Source organism: Bacteroides mediterraneensis (assembly GCF_016900355.1).
GTDB lineage: Bacteria > Bacteroidota > Bacteroidia > Bacteroidales > Bacteroidaceae > Phocaeicola.
Map to the genome: position 1 here is coordinate 76,270 of NZ_JACJKA010000005.1, position 17,598 is coordinate 93,867.

Annotated in this window: 14 protein-coding genes; 8 read left to right on the forward strand and 6 right to left on the reverse strand. The window is 46.3% G+C overall.

The features are described 5' to 3' along the window. Positions 1 to 77 precede the first annotated feature (77 nt). From H6A28_RS04870 to mutY, 5 genes are read right to left on the reverse strand one after another with little or no spacing between them, the layout of a single operon-like run. Positions 78 to 3,077, reverse strand: a complete 3,000-nt coding sequence (locus H6A28_RS04870; protein WP_204479131.1) for an AsmA-like C-terminal region-containing protein — start codon at positions 3,075 to 3,077, stop codon at positions 78 to 80. 38 nt (positions 3,078 to 3,115) lie between these two features. Continuing rightward, positions 3,116 to 3,754 (reverse strand): 4'-phosphopantetheinyl transferase family protein, encoded by a 639-nt coding sequence (locus H6A28_RS04875; RefSeq protein ID WP_204479132.1) that lies wholly within the window; start codon positions 3,752 to 3,754, stop codon positions 3,116 to 3,118. A 2-nt stretch (positions 3,755 to 3,756) separates the two neighbouring features. Beyond that, on the reverse strand, positions 3,757 to 5,124 hold the full coding sequence (gene gldE / locus H6A28_RS04880) for a gliding motility-associated protein GldE (RefSeq protein WP_204479134.1): 1,368 nt from the start codon (positions 5,122 to 5,124) through the stop codon (positions 3,757 to 3,759). Between the two features lie 43 nt (positions 5,125 to 5,167). Beyond that, on the reverse strand, positions 5,168 to 5,599 hold the full coding sequence (locus tag H6A28_RS04885; protein ID WP_204474137.1) for a single-stranded DNA-binding protein: 432 nt from the start codon (positions 5,597 to 5,599) through the stop codon (positions 5,168 to 5,170). 4 nt (positions 5,600 to 5,603) lie between these two features. Continuing rightward, a complete protein-coding gene (gene mutY, locus H6A28_RS04890; RefSeq protein ID WP_204479136.1) occupies positions 5,604 to 6,668 on the reverse strand; it encodes an A/G-specific adenine glycosylase in 1,065 nt (354 codons plus the stop codon). Between the two features lie 206 nt (positions 6,669 to 6,874). Here mutY and H6A28_RS04895 point away from each other — a divergent pair, with 206 nt between their 5' ends. The 7 genes from H6A28_RS04895 (at position 6,875) to H6A28_RS04925 (ending at position 14,038) form a co-directional block, all read left to right on the forward strand. Next, a complete protein-coding gene (locus tag H6A28_RS04895) occupies positions 6,875 to 7,150 on the forward strand; it encodes an HU family DNA-binding protein (RefSeq protein ID WP_007563675.1) in 276 nt (91 codons plus the stop codon). Positions 7,151 to 7,392: 242 nt separating this feature from the next. Further along, positions 7,393 to 8,967 (forward strand): Rne/Rng family ribonuclease, encoded by a 1,575-nt coding sequence (locus H6A28_RS04900; RefSeq protein ID WP_204474140.1) that lies wholly within the window; start codon positions 7,393 to 7,395, stop codon positions 8,965 to 8,967. Between the two features lie 387 nt (positions 8,968 to 9,354). Further along, the gene (locus H6A28_RS04905; protein ID WP_430622418.1) at positions 9,355 to 10,899 is read left to right on the forward strand and encodes a dipeptidase; all 1,545 of its coding nucleotides are present in this window, start codon (positions 9,355 to 9,357) and stop codon (positions 10,897 to 10,899) included. A gap of 40 nt (positions 10,900 to 10,939) precedes the next feature. Continuing rightward, a complete protein-coding gene (locus H6A28_RS04910; RefSeq protein ID WP_204479138.1) occupies positions 10,940 to 12,127 on the forward strand; it encodes an aminopeptidase C in 1,188 nt (395 codons plus the stop codon). 81 nt (positions 12,128 to 12,208) lie between these two features. Continuing rightward, positions 12,209 to 12,637, forward strand: a complete 429-nt coding sequence (locus H6A28_RS04915; protein ID WP_204474146.1) for a Fur family transcriptional regulator — start codon at positions 12,209 to 12,211, stop codon at positions 12,635 to 12,637. A gap of 553 nt (positions 12,638 to 13,190) precedes the next feature. After that, the gene (locus H6A28_RS04920; protein WP_204474147.1) at positions 13,191 to 13,346 is read left to right on the forward strand and encodes a YqaE/Pmp3 family membrane protein; all 156 of its coding nucleotides are present in this window, start codon (positions 13,191 to 13,193) and stop codon (positions 13,344 to 13,346) included. A gap of 32 nt (positions 13,347 to 13,378) precedes the next feature. After that, positions 13,379 to 14,038 carry a carbohydrate-binding family 9-like protein gene (locus tag H6A28_RS04925; RefSeq protein WP_204474149.1) on the forward strand — a complete coding sequence of 220 codons (660 nt, stop codon included), beginning with the start codon at positions 13,379 to 13,381 and terminating at the stop codon, positions 14,036 to 14,038. Between the two features lie 72 nt (positions 14,039 to 14,110). On the opposite strand, the gene H6A28_RS04930 is transcribed toward H6A28_RS04925, so the two are convergent. Then, positions 14,111 to 15,337: an MFS transporter gene (locus tag H6A28_RS04930; protein WP_204479139.1), complete on the reverse strand. Its 1,227-nt coding sequence runs from the start codon at positions 15,335 to 15,337 to the stop codon at positions 14,111 to 14,113. 385 nt (positions 15,338 to 15,722) lie between these two features. Between H6A28_RS04930 and H6A28_RS04935 the strand changes: the two genes are divergently transcribed. Further along, positions 15,723 to 17,576: a hypothetical protein gene (locus tag H6A28_RS04935; RefSeq protein ID WP_204479141.1), complete on the forward strand. Its 1,854-nt coding sequence runs from the start codon at positions 15,723 to 15,725 to the stop codon at positions 17,574 to 17,576. Positions 17,577 to 17,598 lie beyond the last annotated feature (22 nt).

A 17,598-nucleotide genomic window follows, 5' to 3' on the forward strand; every position in this document is an offset into this window, starting at 1 on the left:
GTTAATACTCGTATATATTCTGTCTCTAGTTCGCAAATATACAATTATTCAGATAAATATGCAAAATGGAGATTCATTTACTCCGCTCCATCCGGAAGCCTTCCACGATAGGCCCGATTCATAACCCGTTCAAAACTATGAATGATTTCCTGTCCCATGTTGACACGGGTACTGTCCACCTTCCGAATCTCAACCGGGGTTACTGCATTTTTATACTTCGCCTTTCCGATGCGTATCTTCATCTTATCCAGGTTTCCGGTAATGTTGACACCCGCCTTGAACGGCAACGGCGATTTCAAAATGGAGATATGGTAATTAAAGTTCATATCCAGTCCCTGCGTTCCTCCTACTGCCGCCTTATAACGGTCTATCTGAAGCACGAAAGGATAGACGGTGACATTTCCATCTTTCACGGTCAGATTCACCGAGATACTGTCGAACACATTCCGTTTCTTGTTCTTGAACATCAGCGTCTTGGATATTTCTGCAAAGGTTTCTCCATCCATCAGGACCAGACTGTCACCTTTGATGTGTATGGCTGCCTTCAACGTCGGAATCTTCACGTTCAGATTGGAATCAAGTACTGCTTCAGCAGCCGCATCAAAATCGACCATTCCCTTGAACGAACGCAACATCGGCACAATCGTATCCAAAGAAGGAATGAAATCGACCAGCTTTCCGATATTAACTTGCCGCAACCGGAAATCAAATCCTGCATATCCACGAGTCTTTTTGCGAGCGCGATATACCAAAGTCGTTTCCACATCTGCACCCAGACCTTTCATTGTCAGTTTTCTCAAATATACGGCCTGATTACGAATATCCACCGCTCCTTTTACTTGCTCAAAGACCATATTGCCATACGTCACCTTGTTCAGATTGGTTTTCAGCTCGAAATCGATCTTCGGCGGAATGACAAACAATTGCAACGGTTCAGTACTTGACACCGTATCCGTTTCTGCCTGAAGTGTATCCTGAGGAAAGTTCAATGCATTGATCAACTGGTTGCAGTCCAAGTTACGGGAAGAAATCTCCAGATTGGCCTTCAACATTTTGCCTTTCTTCATGGCTGCATACAGCCCATATACCGCTCCACTTGCCGTCAGATTGGAACGCCCGATACGAAGGCTGGCATTTTTCAGCGTAATCTTCCGGTCGCCGACCGTCACAGCCGTTTTTCGCATCCTTACCGGCAAAGCCAGTTCCGGTGTCCGGAGGGTAAGCCGGTTAAATCCGACAATTCCTTTCGGAAGCCAGAGCGAATCCCGCACTTTGTCTGCCGACAAATTAAAGCCACCCTTGTCCATGCCCATCTTCATGTTACCCATCCGGCAGAAAAGCGTATCGGTTTCCAAGGCTACCTTTACATTCGGCATGGAAGGGTTCCGCTTGCTGGGCTGCAAATGTAAAGAAGCTTTCGCCTTTTTACTGAATACCCTCAATGAGTCTCCTATTCCTCCTTTCAGACGACTCATCTGCAATTTACACTCCACATCAATCAAACGAGTGGTATCCTGAGGATTTGTTGATTTAATGGTCGCATTCAGCGCCTCCAGTTCGGCCGACAGGGTCGAAGCCCGCAACACTGCCTTCTGAATATTAATCTGAGCCGCCAGGTTATCTTCTCCGATGAAACGTAAAGCCGCATTGCTGGTAAACTCAAAATTCTTCTTCGTATCACGCAAATACATATTCTGCATGTCCAGTTTTCCTTTCAGACGTACCCGTCCCCAGTCTTGTTTCTGAATAGACGACAAGCGACAGCGCAACCGGAAATCGGCTCCTACCCGTCCTCCGATAGACACTCCTTCTTGCAAAGGAAACGTCTTGGCCAACGATGTCAGGTCAATCTCCGAACGAGTGTGAAACGTGATGTCAGGATCACCCAACAAGTCTTTCACCTCTCCATCGGCCAATATATCCGTATGAGCCCCCTTAAACTGGAAAATCTCCAGATGAGCGTACGACTCCTTTTGACGCATCAAATCGACGTAACCGTTGAATTCCGCCGTCAGTTCATCCACTCCATAAGGCAAATCGGCATACTTAGCCGAAGCCTTCTGTATGTTCACCTTTAACGTTGCCTCCGGCATGTGCTGCTTACCGTAAAGTCCCTTCAAGGTACCTTCCAGCGTAACTTCTCCGTTAGCCGTAAGCTTCTGACGCTTCAACACACTCTCCGGAACCATGTTCAATACCGTTTCCAAAGAAGGTGCATGCAGTCTGTAGCCTATATCCACCCGAGCCGGACCACCCACGCTGTCTCTGCCAAGTGTTCCCGACACATCGAGTGCCACTCCGTTCAACGTCAATCCAGTATCTTTAAAGGTCAGCGTCCTAGAAGCACGATCCAGCTGCATATCCGCATTCAACCCTACGGCCAAATGATTGACCAGCAACTGTCCGTCTTGCCAGAAAAGCAGATTCTCATTGTCATATTGCAGTGCCAGCATCGAATAATCCTTTTTCAAGGAAGCCTTCAAATTCAGATTCAAATTCTGTATCCGGGCATATACCCTTGTGTTCCGGTCATCAAACGTCACATTCGACCGCTTCAAAGAGACCCGATTGATTTCTATCTCCTGAATCGTGGTATCCCTTTGCGCCACTGTATCCTCTTCCAGCTGGTCGTCCGTATTCTTCACGATATTCCAGTTGCTTTTTCCCTCTTTGTTGGTAAATGCGTATACCGAAGCATCCTCCAGTCCCAAATACCGGAGATTGATTTTATGTTTCCATAAATAATCTATGGGATTGACCACTACCACGCATTTCTTGAACGAAACCAGCGAATCGGTTTTCTGCCACAACGTATCATTCATCGCCTTGGATACCAATACTCCGTCCGTTACTTTCAGTCCGAAACGCGGAAAAGTAGAAAAGAACGTCAGTTCCACTTTCTCCATCTCCAAATGGGCATTCAACGTACGGTTAGCCACATTCAAGACCACCGGAGTCAGTTTTTCCGGCGTAAAAATAAAATTCACCACGATTGTCACGGCCAGCAAGAAAACAACCAATAACGAACCAAGTGAAATAGCCGTCAGCCGGATAGTTTTACGTAATTTCTTGTTCATCTTTTTCCTTAAAATAAAATCATCCATCATTTGTCTCGTTATGTACCCATGCCATACGTACAGACAAACTCCGGATGAATCAGATAATGAATCATAAAATGCCTGGATGAATCCGGGCGGCAAAATTCTCCCCTAAACGTCCCGGAAGCAGCCAGTTTGAAGGGTTTCACTTTCAGATGAGCCAGGAAGTCGACTTCTGCACAATCCAGCACCTTGAACATCGTTTCCTTGGCAGACCAGTGCAACAACAGTTGATATAGTTCTTCCTGTGGTTCCATATTTTTCCGGTCGGGCATTTCATCGTCCCGTACAAAACGAGAAACCACCTTCCGGACCCTCTCGCCATACCACTCGATATCAATTCCCGGAGAGGCAGTGGCATGCAAGCCTACAGCCACATAATTTCGGGTGTGAGAGATGGAAATACGCCTGCTATCCTCCCACAGGAAAGGCTTTCCCGACAGCTCATGCCCAATTCGGACCTCCTTTCCACACAAGGTTTTCAGCAGAACCCGTACAGCCAGATATTCCAACTTCCGCGAAGGAGCCTTCAAACGGTCCAGTTCTTCCTGTACCCTCGTATCCGACAGGCAGGCACGAAGCTCTTCTGGCGTTTCGGTCACTCGCCAGATGCCCCATCTTCCTTCCTCTTCTTCCCAGGTCTTCCACAGCGGCATAATTACTTTTTCTCCTTCTCGTCATTGTTTTCTTCCGCCGGAGCAGAAGGCAAGATGGTTACTTTCACTTTCAAAATCCGCCGAGAATTCATTTCGAGGATTTCAAAGCGATAATTCATATAGTTGATGATTTCATGCAATGCCGGAAATTCGCCTTTCAACTCCAGCAAAAGTCCCGCCAGCGAATCAGCATCCCCTGAAACCTTGTCAAACACATCTTCACTGTCTTTGATAATCTTATAGAAATCAGAAAGTAACGTTTTTCCCTCAAACACATAAACGTTCTCTGTCAGCTTCACATAAGTACGTTCTTCTTCATCGTATTCATCATTGATTTCTCCGACGATTTCCTCAATGATGTCTTCCATTGTCACAATACCCGAAGTACCACCAAATTCATCCACGACCACCGCAATATGAATCTTGTTGGCCTGAAAGTCACGCAACAAGTCGCCAATCATCTTATTCTCCGGAACAAACAAAGCCGGCCGAATCAAATTCTGCCACTTGAAATCGTCGCCTCTTCCTAAATACGGAAGCAGGTCCTTGATGTACAAAATACCTTTGATGCAATCGCGCGTTTCCTCGTATACAGGAATACGTGAATAGCCGTTTTCATTGATGCATTTCAACACCTCTGAAAAAGAAGAATCAATATCCAAGTCTACGATATCCAGACGGGAGGTCATGACCTCTTTCGCAGTTTCCTCCCCAAAACGGATGATGCCTTCGAGCATATTGCTTTCTTCCGAGGTATCCTGAATATCCGTCAGTTCCAAAGCTTGAGAGAGTTCATTAACCGACAGGTTCCGTGCTTTCTTCTGAGAGAAACGATTGAGAAAAAACGATGAGCGGACTAAGACTGAAGATACTGGCCAAAACACCGTCCGCAGCACAGTAATGGCTGGCGCCGCTTTTCGGGCAAACGATAACGTATGCTGAGCCGAATAAATTTTAGGCATGATTTCACCGAACAGCAGCAGCAAGAAGGTCAGTACCACGGTGACAATCAGAAACTCCAGGATTTTTGCCTGACCAAAATCTATCAAACTGGCAAACACGTAGTTCAACAGCATGATAATCGTCACATTGACAAAATTATTTGAAATCAGAATTGTGGCCAGCAAACGCTCCGAATCATCCAGCAAGCCTTTGATTTTGGTGTCAGAAGGATGATTCTCCTCTTCAATTTCATTCAAATCAGAAGGAGAAAGCGAAAAGAAAGCAATTTCAGAAGCCGACACAAAACCCGATACATACAGCAGCATCAGGGTCAGAAGTAAAGCTATAACCGCCCCCCATGTAAGGGGCATTACGGTAATTCCGTCACACAGCTCCGACAAGCGGAGCAAACACGAGTCAGGGTCCATCCTATAATATTCCTATTTTTTAATTAAAGAGACTATCTGAGTATCAGAACGGCAAATCATCCGAAGGGTTATTTTCAGATTGAGCCGGAGCCGATGCTGAAGAAGCCGGTTGAGCTTGTGCAGGCACTGCTGTCTGCGCACTCCGTGGGGTCAGCATCTCCATATTGTCACCGAAAATTTCCGTCACATAACGTTTCACACCATTCTGGTCGTCATACGAACGCGTACGGATTTTACCTTCAATATACAATTTGTCGCCTTTATGCACATATTTTTCAGCGGTCTCCGCCAATCCGCGCCACAGCACGATATTATGCCATTCCGTACGTTCCGGCACCTGCGTGCCATTAGCCAGCGTATAAGCACGATCAGTAGTCGCCAACGGAAAAGTCGCTACTGCCACACCACTGTCCAAATATCTTACTTCAGGGTCTTTACCCACGTTACCAATCAATTGTACTTTATTCAATGACATAATTCTATTTTTTATGATTTGGTTTCAAAAGTAACGAAAAAAAACGAGAAATCAAGCGCGATACCGGGAAATTATGAAAATCGTCAATCGGAATCTGCTGATACCCAGGAAGTGCGACAGGCTCTTCCTTCAACACCACCTCATAGCACCTGGCGTGAATCACTCGATGCGACAACACATGCTTGATTTCAGGGCATACCACCCGGAACGATTCCATTTCCCCACCGCCCAAAAGAGCCTGAAATTCAGGAAGAGAGAGAAGTTCCTCCTCTCCTACCTCCTTAGCGGTTTCTATCAATGGAAATTCATACAGATTCTGCCAGATATCGCCTGCCGCCCGCTTCTTTATATAAGTATATGCGCCTGCCCGCACATAAATATATGAAAAATAGCGGTCGAGCACCTTGGTCTTCCGTTCCTTCCGAGGCAACCTGTCCACCCAGTTTTTCTGCAAGGCCACGCAACTGTCTGCCAGCGGACAAAACAGACACGAAGGAGACGAAGGCACACACTGCAGGGCTCCGAAATCCATGATGGCCTGATTATATAAAGCCGGACGGTTCTTATCCAGCATCTCACCCGCGAGGGAGGCAAACAATTTCTTCCCGGCACCTGTATCAATGGGTTCTTCCACTCCCATCCAACGTGACAATACCCGGTACACATTGCCGTCGACCACCGCATAGGGCAAATCATAGGCAAAGGAACAAATAGCCGCCGCCGTATAGTCTCCCACTCCTTTCAAGGCCCTCACCTCCTCATAGGTCGTAGGGAAACTGCCTTTTTCGGCAATTACCTTTGCTGCCGCATGCAGGTTGCGGGCACGAGAATAATAACCCAATCCCTGCCAGCACTTCATCACCTCGTCTTCCGAAGCACGGGCCAACGTGTCCACGTCGGGAAAATGTTCCATAAAACGACAGTAATAATCATATCCCTGTACGACCCGGGTCTGCTGAAGAATGATTTCTGAAATCCATATTTTATAAGGATCCTTGGTGTTCCGCCAAGGCAAATCACGCTTGTTTTCTTCGTACCAACCGATTATCTTATCTGCAAAAAAATTCATCTGACACATATTTGCCCGCAAAAATAATATATTTGCCCGACATATACAGACAAACCTCTTCACACACCCTTTAAAAAGGAATAAAACCCTCGAAAAGCACGACTTTTCAAAAAAAATATTCCCGATATATTTCCAAAAGATACAGAAAAGCTATATATTTGCAGTCCAAAAAATTAAGATAACGTATAACAATAATTATTAGCGAAATGACTAAAGCAGATATTGTAAACGAAATTGCCAAGAACACAGGAATTGACAAGGCAACAGTATTGGCAACCCTTGAGGCGTTCATGGGATCAGTTAAGGAATCTTTGTCGAAAGATGAGAATGTCTATCTCCGTGGCTTCGGTAGTTTCATTGTGAAGAAAAGAGCGCAGAAGACTGCTCGTAACATTTCTAAGAACACTACAATCATCATCCCGGAACACAATATTCCGGCTTTCAAACCTGCAAAAACATTTACTCTATCAGTAAAAAAATAATTAACATTTAGTATTAACCCATAAAATTTTGAAGCTATGCCAAGCGGAAAGAAAAGAAAAAGACATAAAATGTCTACTCACAAACGTAAAAAAAGACTGAGAAAGAACAGACATAAAAGCAAAAAATAATTGTTAGTCTGTCCGACTTCAATAAAGAACAAACTTGCAAAGCTAAAAAAAGTCTTTCAGGTTTGTTCTTTGTGTAATTAGCAATTTAGTAAAAACAAAAAACCAAGCAAAAAGTGACAAGCGAATTAGTAGTAGACGTACAGCCCAAGGAAATTTCTATCGCCCTCATGGAAGACAAGAAGCTGGTAGAGTTCCAGAAAGAAGAACGCAACCTGTCGTTCTCGGTCGGCAACATGTACGTAGGAAAAGTCCGGAAACTCATGCCCGGCCTCAACGCCTGTTTCGTAGATGTAGGCTTTGAGAAAGACGCTTTTCTCCACTATTTAGACTTGGGACCACAATTTCATTCTTACCAGAAGTACCTCAAGCAAGTCATCAGTGACCGGAAAAAACTCTATCCCATGTCGAAAGCTTCCATGCTTCCCGACATTGAAAAAGACGGAACCATTTCCAGTGTACTCCAGCAGGGACAGGAGGTCATCGTGCAGATTGTCAAGGAACCGATTTCGACCAAAGGCCCACGACTGACCTGTGAACTGTCGTTCGCCGGACGCTATCTGGTATTGATTCCTTTCAATGACAAGGTATCCGTCTCACAAAAAATTAAATCCAGCGAGGAAAGAGCTCGCCTCAAACAGCTGCTCCAGAGCATCAAGCCCAAGAACTTCGGAGTGATTGTACGTACCGTAGCCGAAGGCAAACGAGTAGCAGAGCTGGATGCGGAACTGAAAGTCTTGCTGAAACATTGGGAAGATACCATCACAAAAGTACAGAAGGCCACCAAACTGCCCTCATTGGTTTATGAGGAGACAAGCCGTACCGTAGCCATGCTGCGCGACTTGTTCAACCCGTCGTACGAAAACATTTACGTCAACGACGAAACCGTTTATAACGAAGTAAAAGATTATGTGGCGCTCATTGCCCCTGAACGTACAGGCATCGTGAAGCGCTACACCGGCCAGCTTCCTATTTTCGATAATTTCGGAATCACCAAACAAATCAAGTCCTCCTTTGGAAAAACCGTTTCCTACAAGAGCGGGGCTTATCTGATTATCGAACACACGGAAGCGCTCCATGTGGTGGACGTGAACAGTGGAAACCGCTCCAAATCAACCAACGGACAAGAAGCAAACGCACTCGACGTGAATCTGGGCGCAGCCGATGAGTTGGCACGCCAGCTCCGGTTGAGAGATATGGGCGGAATCATTGTGGTAGACTTCATCGATATGAATCTGGCAGAAAACCGGCAGAAACTTTATGAACGCATGTGTCAGAACATGCAGAAAGACCGGGCCAAACACAACATCCTGCCTCTGAGCAAGTTTGGACTGATGCAGATCACGCGCCAGCGTGTACGTCCGGCAATGGATGTCACTACCGATGAAGACTGCCCTGTTTGTTTCGGAAAGGGGAAAATCAAACCTTCCATCCTGTTCACCGATACATTGGAAAGTAAGATAGACTATTTGGTCAACAAGCTGAAAGTGAAGAAATTCACGCTGCACATCCATCCTTATGTGGCTGCCTACGTAAACCAAGGACTCATGTCCTTGAAACGAAAATGGCAGATGAAGTATGGATTCGGCATCAAAGTCATTCCGAACCAGAACCTGGCATTCCTGCAATATAAATTCTTCGATGCACACAACCAGGAACTGGACATGAAGGAAGAATTCGAAATCAAATAAGCAAAAAGGCCGTTTCCCGCAAAATAAAGGAAACGGCCTTTTTTGTATACTCATCCCACCCATTTATTCAACCGTCTTTGCATAAATACCTCGTCACGACCGTGTCAAGACCTCATCACGTTCGTGTCGACCTCTCGTCACGTTCATGCTGAGCTCTCCGCACGTTCGTGTCGAGGTAAATTTACCTATGCTTTCTGACTACTTTTCACCCAGAAATGAATATTTTTGTACGCATACTTCAGTTTTATCGAAGCATTTTCATAGGAGAATTACTTTGATAATTCACATATTTTTCTCTATCTTTGCAAACAGATAACATTTTAACACAAAAACATGAAAATAAGTAGCATTTTATTTTTCATTGGGATTACATTCTCACAGCTGTCTATGGCACAGCAGACACTGCTTCATGACCCGGACTGCTGCACCAGCATCATGGTGGGAAAAGCAGCCTCTACCGACGGCTCCGTCATGACCAGTCACACCTGCGACAGCTGGTACCGAACCTGGGTCAATGTAGTTCCAGCGGCAGATTATGCCAACGACACAGTCATGAACATTTACCACGGCCGCATGCACACGGAATCGGTCACTGACCAGACCAACCTGACCGTAAAGGGACAAATTCCGCAAGTCAAACACACTTATGCCTTTCTGGATACGGCTTACCCCTGCCTCAACGAAAAGCAGCTGGCCATGGGAGAAACCACCATTAGTGGAAGAGACACCCTGCGCAACTCCAAAGGTATGTTCATGATTGAAGAACTGGCTCGGGTAGCCCTGCAACGTTGCACTACCGCCCGCCAGGCCATCCAGCTCATGGGGAAACTGGTAAAGGAATACGGATACGGTGACTCAGGCGAATGCCTTACCATTGCCGACCCGCAGGAAGTATGGCACTTTGAAATCTTCGGCGAAGGTCCTGATAAAATCGGAGGTGTATGGGCAGCTGTCCGTATTCCCGACGATGAAGTGGGCGTATCAGCCAACATTCCTCGTATCAGTACTCTCGATTTGAAAGACACCCGCAATTACATGGCTTCCGACAATGTGTTCAGCGTGGCCAAGAAGCTCAAGCTGTGGGACGGAAAAGAACCGTTCAAGTTCTGGAAAGCCTACGGAGGTCCGAACTATTCGGGCAAGATGCGATCCTTCAGCATCCGCGAGTTCTTTATCCTGAGCACCTTGGCTCCTTCACTCAAGCTCAGCATGGACGATGAAGAACTGCCGTTGAGCGTAAAACCGGAAAAGAAACTCAGCAATGCCGATGTCATGGCCTATCTGCGACAGACCTATGAAGGCACGGAATGGAGTGCGACGAAAAACCTGAAAGTAGTCGTCAAAGACCGGAAAACGGGAAAAACAGATACTATCACCAGCCCGCGGGCCAACCCGTGGATGCGTACCGACGAAGTACAGCTGTACAACGCGCTTCAGAAAGGCAGCGTGAAAGCCAACCGAAACATCGCCGTACCACAATGTGCCTACTCTACCGTCATCCAGTTGAGAAGCTGGCTTCCGGACGCCGTAGGAGGTGTCTGCTGGTTTGCCATGGACAACCCGGGACAAAGCCCGCGCGTACCTATTTTCTGTGGTACGACCGACCTTCCTGAAATGTTCAAGATTTGCGGCAACCATCGCTACCGTCTGGATGCAGCTCTGTGGCACTACCGCCAGGCCAACAAGCTGGCTACCGTGAGATGGGGAAATGCCCGGAAGATTTTAGAGAAGAACCAGATGCACTTTGAACGGAAAGGACTGGAAGAACTCCCGCTGGTGGAACAGCGTTATGCCGAACTGGTCAAGAGCGAAGGCGAAGAAGCTGCCAAAGCCTATCTGACTGATTATACCAAGGACTTCATCGGAGCTACCTTGCTGCGCTGGGACGAGATGACCGCCAAATACTGGAACGATTACCGCTTCGGATTCTAAATCTCTCAATTTCATTCATTACCTATAATATACAGAAAATATGAAAACAATTGCGTTTATCTCAGCCTTATTGCTTGCTTCCGCCTCTCTCCAGGCACAACCCGAAGCCAAAGGCTATCAGTTTACTACCGTAGTCAACCAGAAAGTGACTCCGGTCAAGAATCAGGCTGCCACAGGCACCTGCTGGTGCTTTGCCACCACTTCCTTCATTGAAGCAGAACTACTCCGCCAGGGAAAAGGCGAATACGACCTTTCGGAAATGTACATCGTCCGTCAGAAATACATGAACCAGCTGAAGGACAATTACCTGCGCCACGGACGCGGCAACATCGGCCCGGGAAGTATCTCTCCCAGCTGGTTTACGGCCTTCAAGCAGGTAGGCATCGTTCCGGAAGAGGTGTACAGCGGCATCAACTACAACTCACCTACCCACAACCACAAAGAGCTGACCGCTTACTTGGAAGCCATTGCCGAAAAGGCGATCAAGCTTCGCCAGCAAAGCCCTGAATATGAAAAACTGATTCAGAGTCTGTTTGATATTTACCTGGGAAAACTTCCTGAAAAGTTCACCTACAAAGGCAAGGAATATACTCCGAAATCCTTTGCACAGAGCCTGGACATTCATCCGGAAGACTACGTCATGCTGACCAGCTTCACACACCAGCCTTACTATCAGGCTTTCGACCTCGAAATTCCGGACAACTGGGAACACGCCAAAATCTATAATCTTCCCCTCGACGAAATGATGGAGGCCGCAGACCATGCCCTGGAAAACGGATATACCGTTGCCTGGGACGGAGATGTCAGTGAAAAAGGATTCTCGTTCAAACACGGAGTGGCCATCAATCCGGAAGTAGAAAAGACCGAAGACTTGAAAGACACTGACTTTGCCCGCTGGCAGAAAATGGATGCCAAGGAAAAACTTGACGAAGCCTTCAAGTTTGAATACCCGTGTCCGGAAGTAAAGGTGACTCCTGAAATCCGCCAGAAAGGCTACGAAACCTTCACTACGACCGACGACCACCTGATGCACCTCACCGGTATCGCCAAGGATCAGAACGGCACCAAGTACTACATCACCAAAAACTCCTGGGGAACCAACCGTAACGACTTCGGCGGCTACCTGAACATGTCAGAAAGCTACGTACGTGCCAAAACCATCTATATTCTGATGCACAAGGATGCCTTGACCAAGGACTTGAAGAAGAAACTCGGTCTGGACAAATAAAAAAACCTACCTGAAAAACAACCAGGTTGCCAAAAGGGATGCTTATCTTTGCAGCAAGTCACAAGATAAGCATCCTTTTTTATGAAAACAGAAGACTATGCCCTCATTCTGGAAACGGCTGGCATCCGCCCCACTTCCACCCGACTACTCATCTACGAAGCCATTGCCGGACAAACCGACACATTCAGTCTGAGTACTTTGGAAAAGGAACTCGACAGCATCGACAAGTCGGTCATTTTCCGTACACTCGTGCTCTTCCACGAACATCATCTCATCCACAGTGTAGACGACGGAAGTGGCTCCCACAAATATTGCATCTGCCACAACCACGGCCACTGCAACGACGATGAAGCCCACTGCCATTTCTATTGTGAGGTATGTCAGAATACCTATTGTCTGAGCCAGGACCTCATTCCGCACATCGACCTGCCCGAAGGATTCATCGCCCGGAAAGTGAACTATATCGTGAAAGGCGTATGCGCCAAATGCGCCTCCAAGCACCAGAAATGAACGTTTTTTTGACCTACATCAATAAAACGCTGTTTTCCTTCATTTTTATGTTGTAAAGCATGAATTCTATTCAGAAAAGCCCTATCTTTGCAGCGTAATCAAGAACGGAAGTTCAATGATTCACACAGTAGAAAGATTGTTTTTTTAGATTATAAGATTGTTTTCAACCTCGTCGGGAGACGATATTTTTAAGGTTAAATTGAAAAGGTATTAAGGTTTATTTAAAAAGAAAGGGTAACAACATGAAAACGATGAAAAATTTCATTCAGAAGATCTTCAAGGGAGATCCGATGGTTTGGGGTTACGTAATGCTCGGATAAGGAGCAAGTAACCCCTTTGCTGGCCAGGATGTCAGCTTGTTTAATTGAAAGTTGTAAAGTTTACTGCATATTCTGTACCGGTATTCCGGTATAAATCTAAGAGTATCCTACCGAACCCGTCGGTGGGATATTTTTGTTTTTACCTCTCCCCCTTGCCTGAATCTGAAGCAAATCCTTGCCAGTTCTAAATCTTTTCCCTAACTTTCCCTCAAATTTCTAAAACCAACACAGAAATGTCATTAATCAGAGTGATTCTCTCTCTTATTTTTCCGCCCCTTGCCGTCATCGACAAAGGGTGCGGATCGGTACTGATTGTCTTTATCCTCACGCTGTGCGGATGGATTCCAGGAGTCATCGGCGCCCTTATCATCCTGAACAAACAAAATTAAGTTTCTAATTCAATATCCTAAATACTTACACCATGAAAGAATTACATGTACCCGAAATTACCGGACAGTCCCACGTGGCTGCCAAAGACATCCCAACCCTGCTCGATACGCATCAGGTAGAGTTCCAGCCGATTTCCTGCGTGAACTGGAAAGATTTTCCCTACTGCCCGGAGGTGTCCTTCCGAATGGCCCACACTGGCGATTGCATCTTGCTGAACTACCGCGTAAAAGAAGAAAGCGTACGGGCCATCGCTGCCGAAGACAACGGCAGAGTTTGGGAAGACTCCTGTTGTGAATTCTTTTTCCAGCTTCCGGAAGACCAGGAAGAAAACGTATATTATAACTTTGAATGTAACTGTGGGGGAACCCTTCTTATCGGTGGCGGACGCCCGGGCGACAGACCTCATGCTCCCCAAGAGATTCTCCAGCAAGTAGACCGATGGACTTCACTCGGAAAGGCTCCGTTTGAAGAACGAATGGGAGAATGCAGTTGGCAACTGGCTCTTTGCATCCCCAAGGAAGCGTTCTTCCGTCATCAGCTGAAAGGCTTCAAAGGACTGACTGCTCGTGCCAATTTCTACAAATGCGGAGACTTGCAGAACACGCCACACTTCCTGTCATGGAATCCCATCGACTTGCCGAAACCGTGCTTCCACTGTCCGGAATTCTTCGGGAAGGTTATATTCGAATAATCCTCCCCCCTGATAAACACGCCAGCGGCCTGCCTTCAAACATAGAATTTTGAAAGCAGGCCGCTGTCCGTATCACTTCCTCGCAATCCACACATAAACACTTTTCTTTCCTTTAAACAGCCATAGAACGCTCAAGGAAATAATCCATGCCACAGCCAATAGCACAAAAAGCAACTCCATGAACGAGCTCCACCCATACCCCGACAACACGATGCCGGACAAAGAGCCTACCACACTGGATCCGGCATAATAGAACAACCAGTAAATGCTGGTGGCACTGCTTTTCATCTGCCCAGCATGTACCGATACAATCCGACTGGCCAGCGTATGAGTTCCGAAAAAAGCAAAAGTCATCAACCCCAGTCCCAGCACGATGGCCCAAAGCTGCATCCAGAGCAACAAGGCCATTCCTGCCCCCATCAGTCCCAACGTGCCTTGCAAGAGCCTCTCCGGACTATACTTATCTGAAAGAGTGCCGGCCACGACCGAACCGATGATTCCCGCCACATACATGGTGAAAATCAGTGCGACCCAATGATGGGGCAATGAGAAAGGAGGTGCCTCCAGCAAGAAAGACAGATAATTGTAGATGCTCACAAAAATACCCATGGAAAGCGCGGCAATGAGATACATGGAAACAAAAGTACCCCGCGTCAGCAGAAAACGCATCTGATGCAACTTCTCCTTCAATGATACATGACCTGCCGAAAAATTCCGGCCCGCTGGAATCTTCCAGCAAAACAATCCTCCTAACAGCAGACTGACAATACCAATCAACCACACGGCCGACTGCCATCCTCCCCATCCAGACACCAACGTGGCAGCGACTCTCCCTGACATTCCTCCCAGGGTGTTTCCACTCAAATACAGACTGATGGCCAACCCAATCATAGCTTTATCTACTTCCTCCGAAAGATAAGCCAACGCTACCGATGACACTCCGGCCAACACCATTCCTTTCAACAGATTCAGGACCAACAGAAGGAAATAACTATCAGTAAAGGCAGACACAATGGTCAACAGAGAAGAAAGCAGCAACGAAGCTCCCATCAGGCGTTCGCGTGACACGGAATCAGCCTTGAAAGCCATAACAATCAATCCCAATGCCATGCCGGCAGTAGAGGCCGACACTGACAGACTGCTTTCCGCCGGACTGACGCCAAAGTTCCGACACATTTCCGAAAGCAGGGGTTGAAACAAATACAACTGGGCAAAAACCGACAATCCGGACAAAAACATGCAGTTACGTATCAGGCGAAACCGAGCAACTGCCTCACGCGAACGATTCATTTCTTTCATTTCCCTTTTTCCTTTCATGATTAGGAAAACAAAGGTAGGCCGTCACTTCCAATCTTCATCTATCGGAAAAATGCTTTTTATCAATGATATCCATCGAAAAGAACAATGAATATAAAAAATATTTTATCTTATTCCGCTCTTTTTTATTTTATGAAAGCCTCATTCAAAGATGTTTAAGGGATATAAAGTATAAAAAATACACGCAAGTCTCTTTCCGGATTGAACAAAACAAAAACAATTTACGTTTAAGAACAAAACGAACTACTTTACTAACGACATACACAGAAACTAACAGAAAAAGTAACTGATTAATTACTTTTTTGGACATATAAATTAAGGATATTAGCGATAGAAAGATTGTGATTACTGAGAAAACAACAACAAAATGAGAAAATTTACTTTTATTGCATTCTTATGCACTTTGCTATTGGTTTCTTGTAACCAGGAAGAACACTTAGGCACATCTTCCACAGAGAACAAATCTGGGATTGTATTCAAACTGCAAAAACAAGGCTATGAAGGAGTCTCTTCACGCGCCTCGGAAACGGAGACTTCCCTTTATGACCAATTGTATTACTTTATTGTCAATGAAAACGGTGACAAAGTAAAAAACATCAAGAGCTATTATGAAGCCGCTACCTCGGAAATCTATACCGAAGGACTTCACAAAGGAGAGTATCGATTGGTGGTATTAGGCATCAAAGGCAATCCGACGGCTGACCAGGCTATTATCCATACTCCGGAACATATTCAAGACGAGTGGCTCGAATTTCCGGCGGACTTGCAGAAACCGCTGGAAGCTGAATACTTCTATTCACAGACTCCTTTCTCCATTGTAGAACAACAAACGGAAGAAGGCATCCAAGAAGTAGCCTCTATCCCGGAGGAAGTGACGCAGAAACGAATTGTCAGCCGGGTGGATTTTGACTTTGCGTATCAGAATCCCTACGTGGGCTACGCGGTCACAGACAAAAGTCTGGCATTGGAAGACGTACGGTTCTATACTACTCTTTCTGGCAACGGGGATTTAGGCGGAGAAAGCAACGGCACAATGGACGTCCTTTCACTGAACCAGCAGACATCTTATCTGTTCATGCCCTTGTGCAACGGTTCAACTCTTCACGGAGATATCAACCTCTCAACTTGCAACTACCGAAAAGAAAACAGAAAGCAGGTATACAGCTTCGAGCAGAAAGAACTGGCCCCCAACCATATTCATTTAGTTGAAACCCAAGTGAATCATCCGGACGACAAAGCGGTGACCATGTTCATCACTCCAGCAGCCTATAATCAAGGTGAGCACAGCCTGATTCTGCAGGATACAGAACGGAAAGAAGTATATACTGACAAGACTGTACGGTGCTTCAATACTGCCCAGCCACTACAGGTTTCCGTCACAGAAGAAGGAAAACTGCATACACGCTTCTACTCTCCTCGCAAACTGACCAATGTACTGATCAAGATGCAACTGCCGCAAGTAAGTGAAGAGTTCTTCGACTTGGCTTATTTTGATTCAATTCCGGCTTTCGGCGACTTCTGGGAAGAAATTCCGTTGCTGCAACGTGCCGCCATGTGCCGCACAGAATCCGGACGATACATAGAAATACAAAAGAAGACAGCATCTGAATTGAGTCAGGCCGTACTCAAGATTGAATCGGACGACCCTTACTGGAGCAAGCTGCAGGAAATCAAACACGGTTGGACCATTTACTGGGGACTCTACGGAGGTGACCCGGAGAAAGAAGATGGAGGTCCAGTAGGAAACTGGATGGGAATCCGTCCGGTACATTGCCGGGAATCGGTCGCTCTCTTCCTGAACTTCACCTACATGATTGACATGCCGGAACACGAACAGATTCTGCATGACAATGCCCACCAACTTTACGATGACAACAAACAGCTTGTAAAGGTAGAAGAGGTTTTGAAAAAAATGAGAGCCAGCAGAACACTTCAGGTGGGACTGGTTTATCCTGGAAACGGAATCATCGGACTGGGAGGAGGAAGTACCTTTGGAGCCTACCAACGAGGATGGTTCGAACATTACTTCAACCGATATGCATGCAGTGTGATGTTCCATGAACTGGGACACGTCATGGGATATGGACATAGCAGTTCCTTCACGTACGGTCCATGGGCAGAGCAGTTGATGAACAACTTCTATGTAGACAACATCCAGCAGATGCCGATTGACTCACGTGATTACCTGAACAGCTCACAGAATCCTTATCAATACAAATAAACAGAAGAAAACCATAAAAATA

Excerpts from the sequence above, each read along its gene's own strand:
- H6A28_RS04930 (WP_204479139.1), bottom strand. The coding sequence starts at position 15,337 with ATGAAAGAAATGAATCGTTCGCGTGAGGCAGTTGCTCGGTTTCGCCTG.
- H6A28_RS04885 (WP_204474137.1), bottom strand. The coding sequence starts at position 5,599 with ATGTCATTGAATAAAGTACAATTGATTGGTAACGTGGGTAAAGACCCT.
- H6A28_RS04870 (WP_204479131.1), bottom strand. The coding sequence starts at position 3,077 with ATGAACAAGAAATTACGTAAAACTATCCGGCTGACGGCTATTTCACTT.
- H6A28_RS04935 (WP_204479141.1), top strand. The coding sequence starts at position 15,723 with ATGAGAAAATTTACTTTTATTGCATTCTTATGCACTTTGCTATTGGTT.
- H6A28_RS04910 (WP_204479138.1), top strand. The coding sequence starts at position 10,940 with ATGAAAACAATTGCGTTTATCTCAGCCTTATTGCTTGCTTCCGCCTCT.
- gldE (WP_204479134.1), bottom strand. The coding sequence starts at position 5,124 with ATGGACCCTGACTCGTGTTTGCTCCGCTTGTCGGAGCTGTGTGACGGA.
- H6A28_RS04895 (WP_007563675.1), top strand. The coding sequence starts at position 6,875 with ATGACTAAAGCAGATATTGTAAACGAAATTGCCAAGAACACAGGAATT.
- H6A28_RS04915 (WP_204474146.1), top strand. The coding sequence starts at position 12,209 with ATGAAAACAGAAGACTATGCCCTCATTCTGGAAACGGCTGGCATCCGC.
- H6A28_RS04925 (WP_204474149.1), top strand. The coding sequence starts at position 13,379 with ATGAAAGAATTACATGTACCCGAAATTACCGGACAGTCCCACGTGGCT.
- H6A28_RS04905 (WP_430622418.1), top strand. The coding sequence starts at position 9,355 with ATGGCACAGCAGACACTGCTTCATGACCCGGACTGCTGCACCAGCATC.
- mutY (WP_204479136.1), bottom strand. The coding sequence starts at position 6,668 with ATGAATTTTTTTGCAGATAAGATAATCGGTTGGTACGAAGAAAACAAG.
- H6A28_RS04920 (WP_204474147.1), top strand. The coding sequence starts at position 13,191 with ATGTCATTAATCAGAGTGATTCTCTCTCTTATTTTTCCGCCCCTTGCC.
- H6A28_RS04875 (WP_204479132.1), bottom strand. The coding sequence starts at position 3,754 with ATGCCGCTGTGGAAGACCTGGGAAGAAGAGGAAGGAAGATGGGGCATC.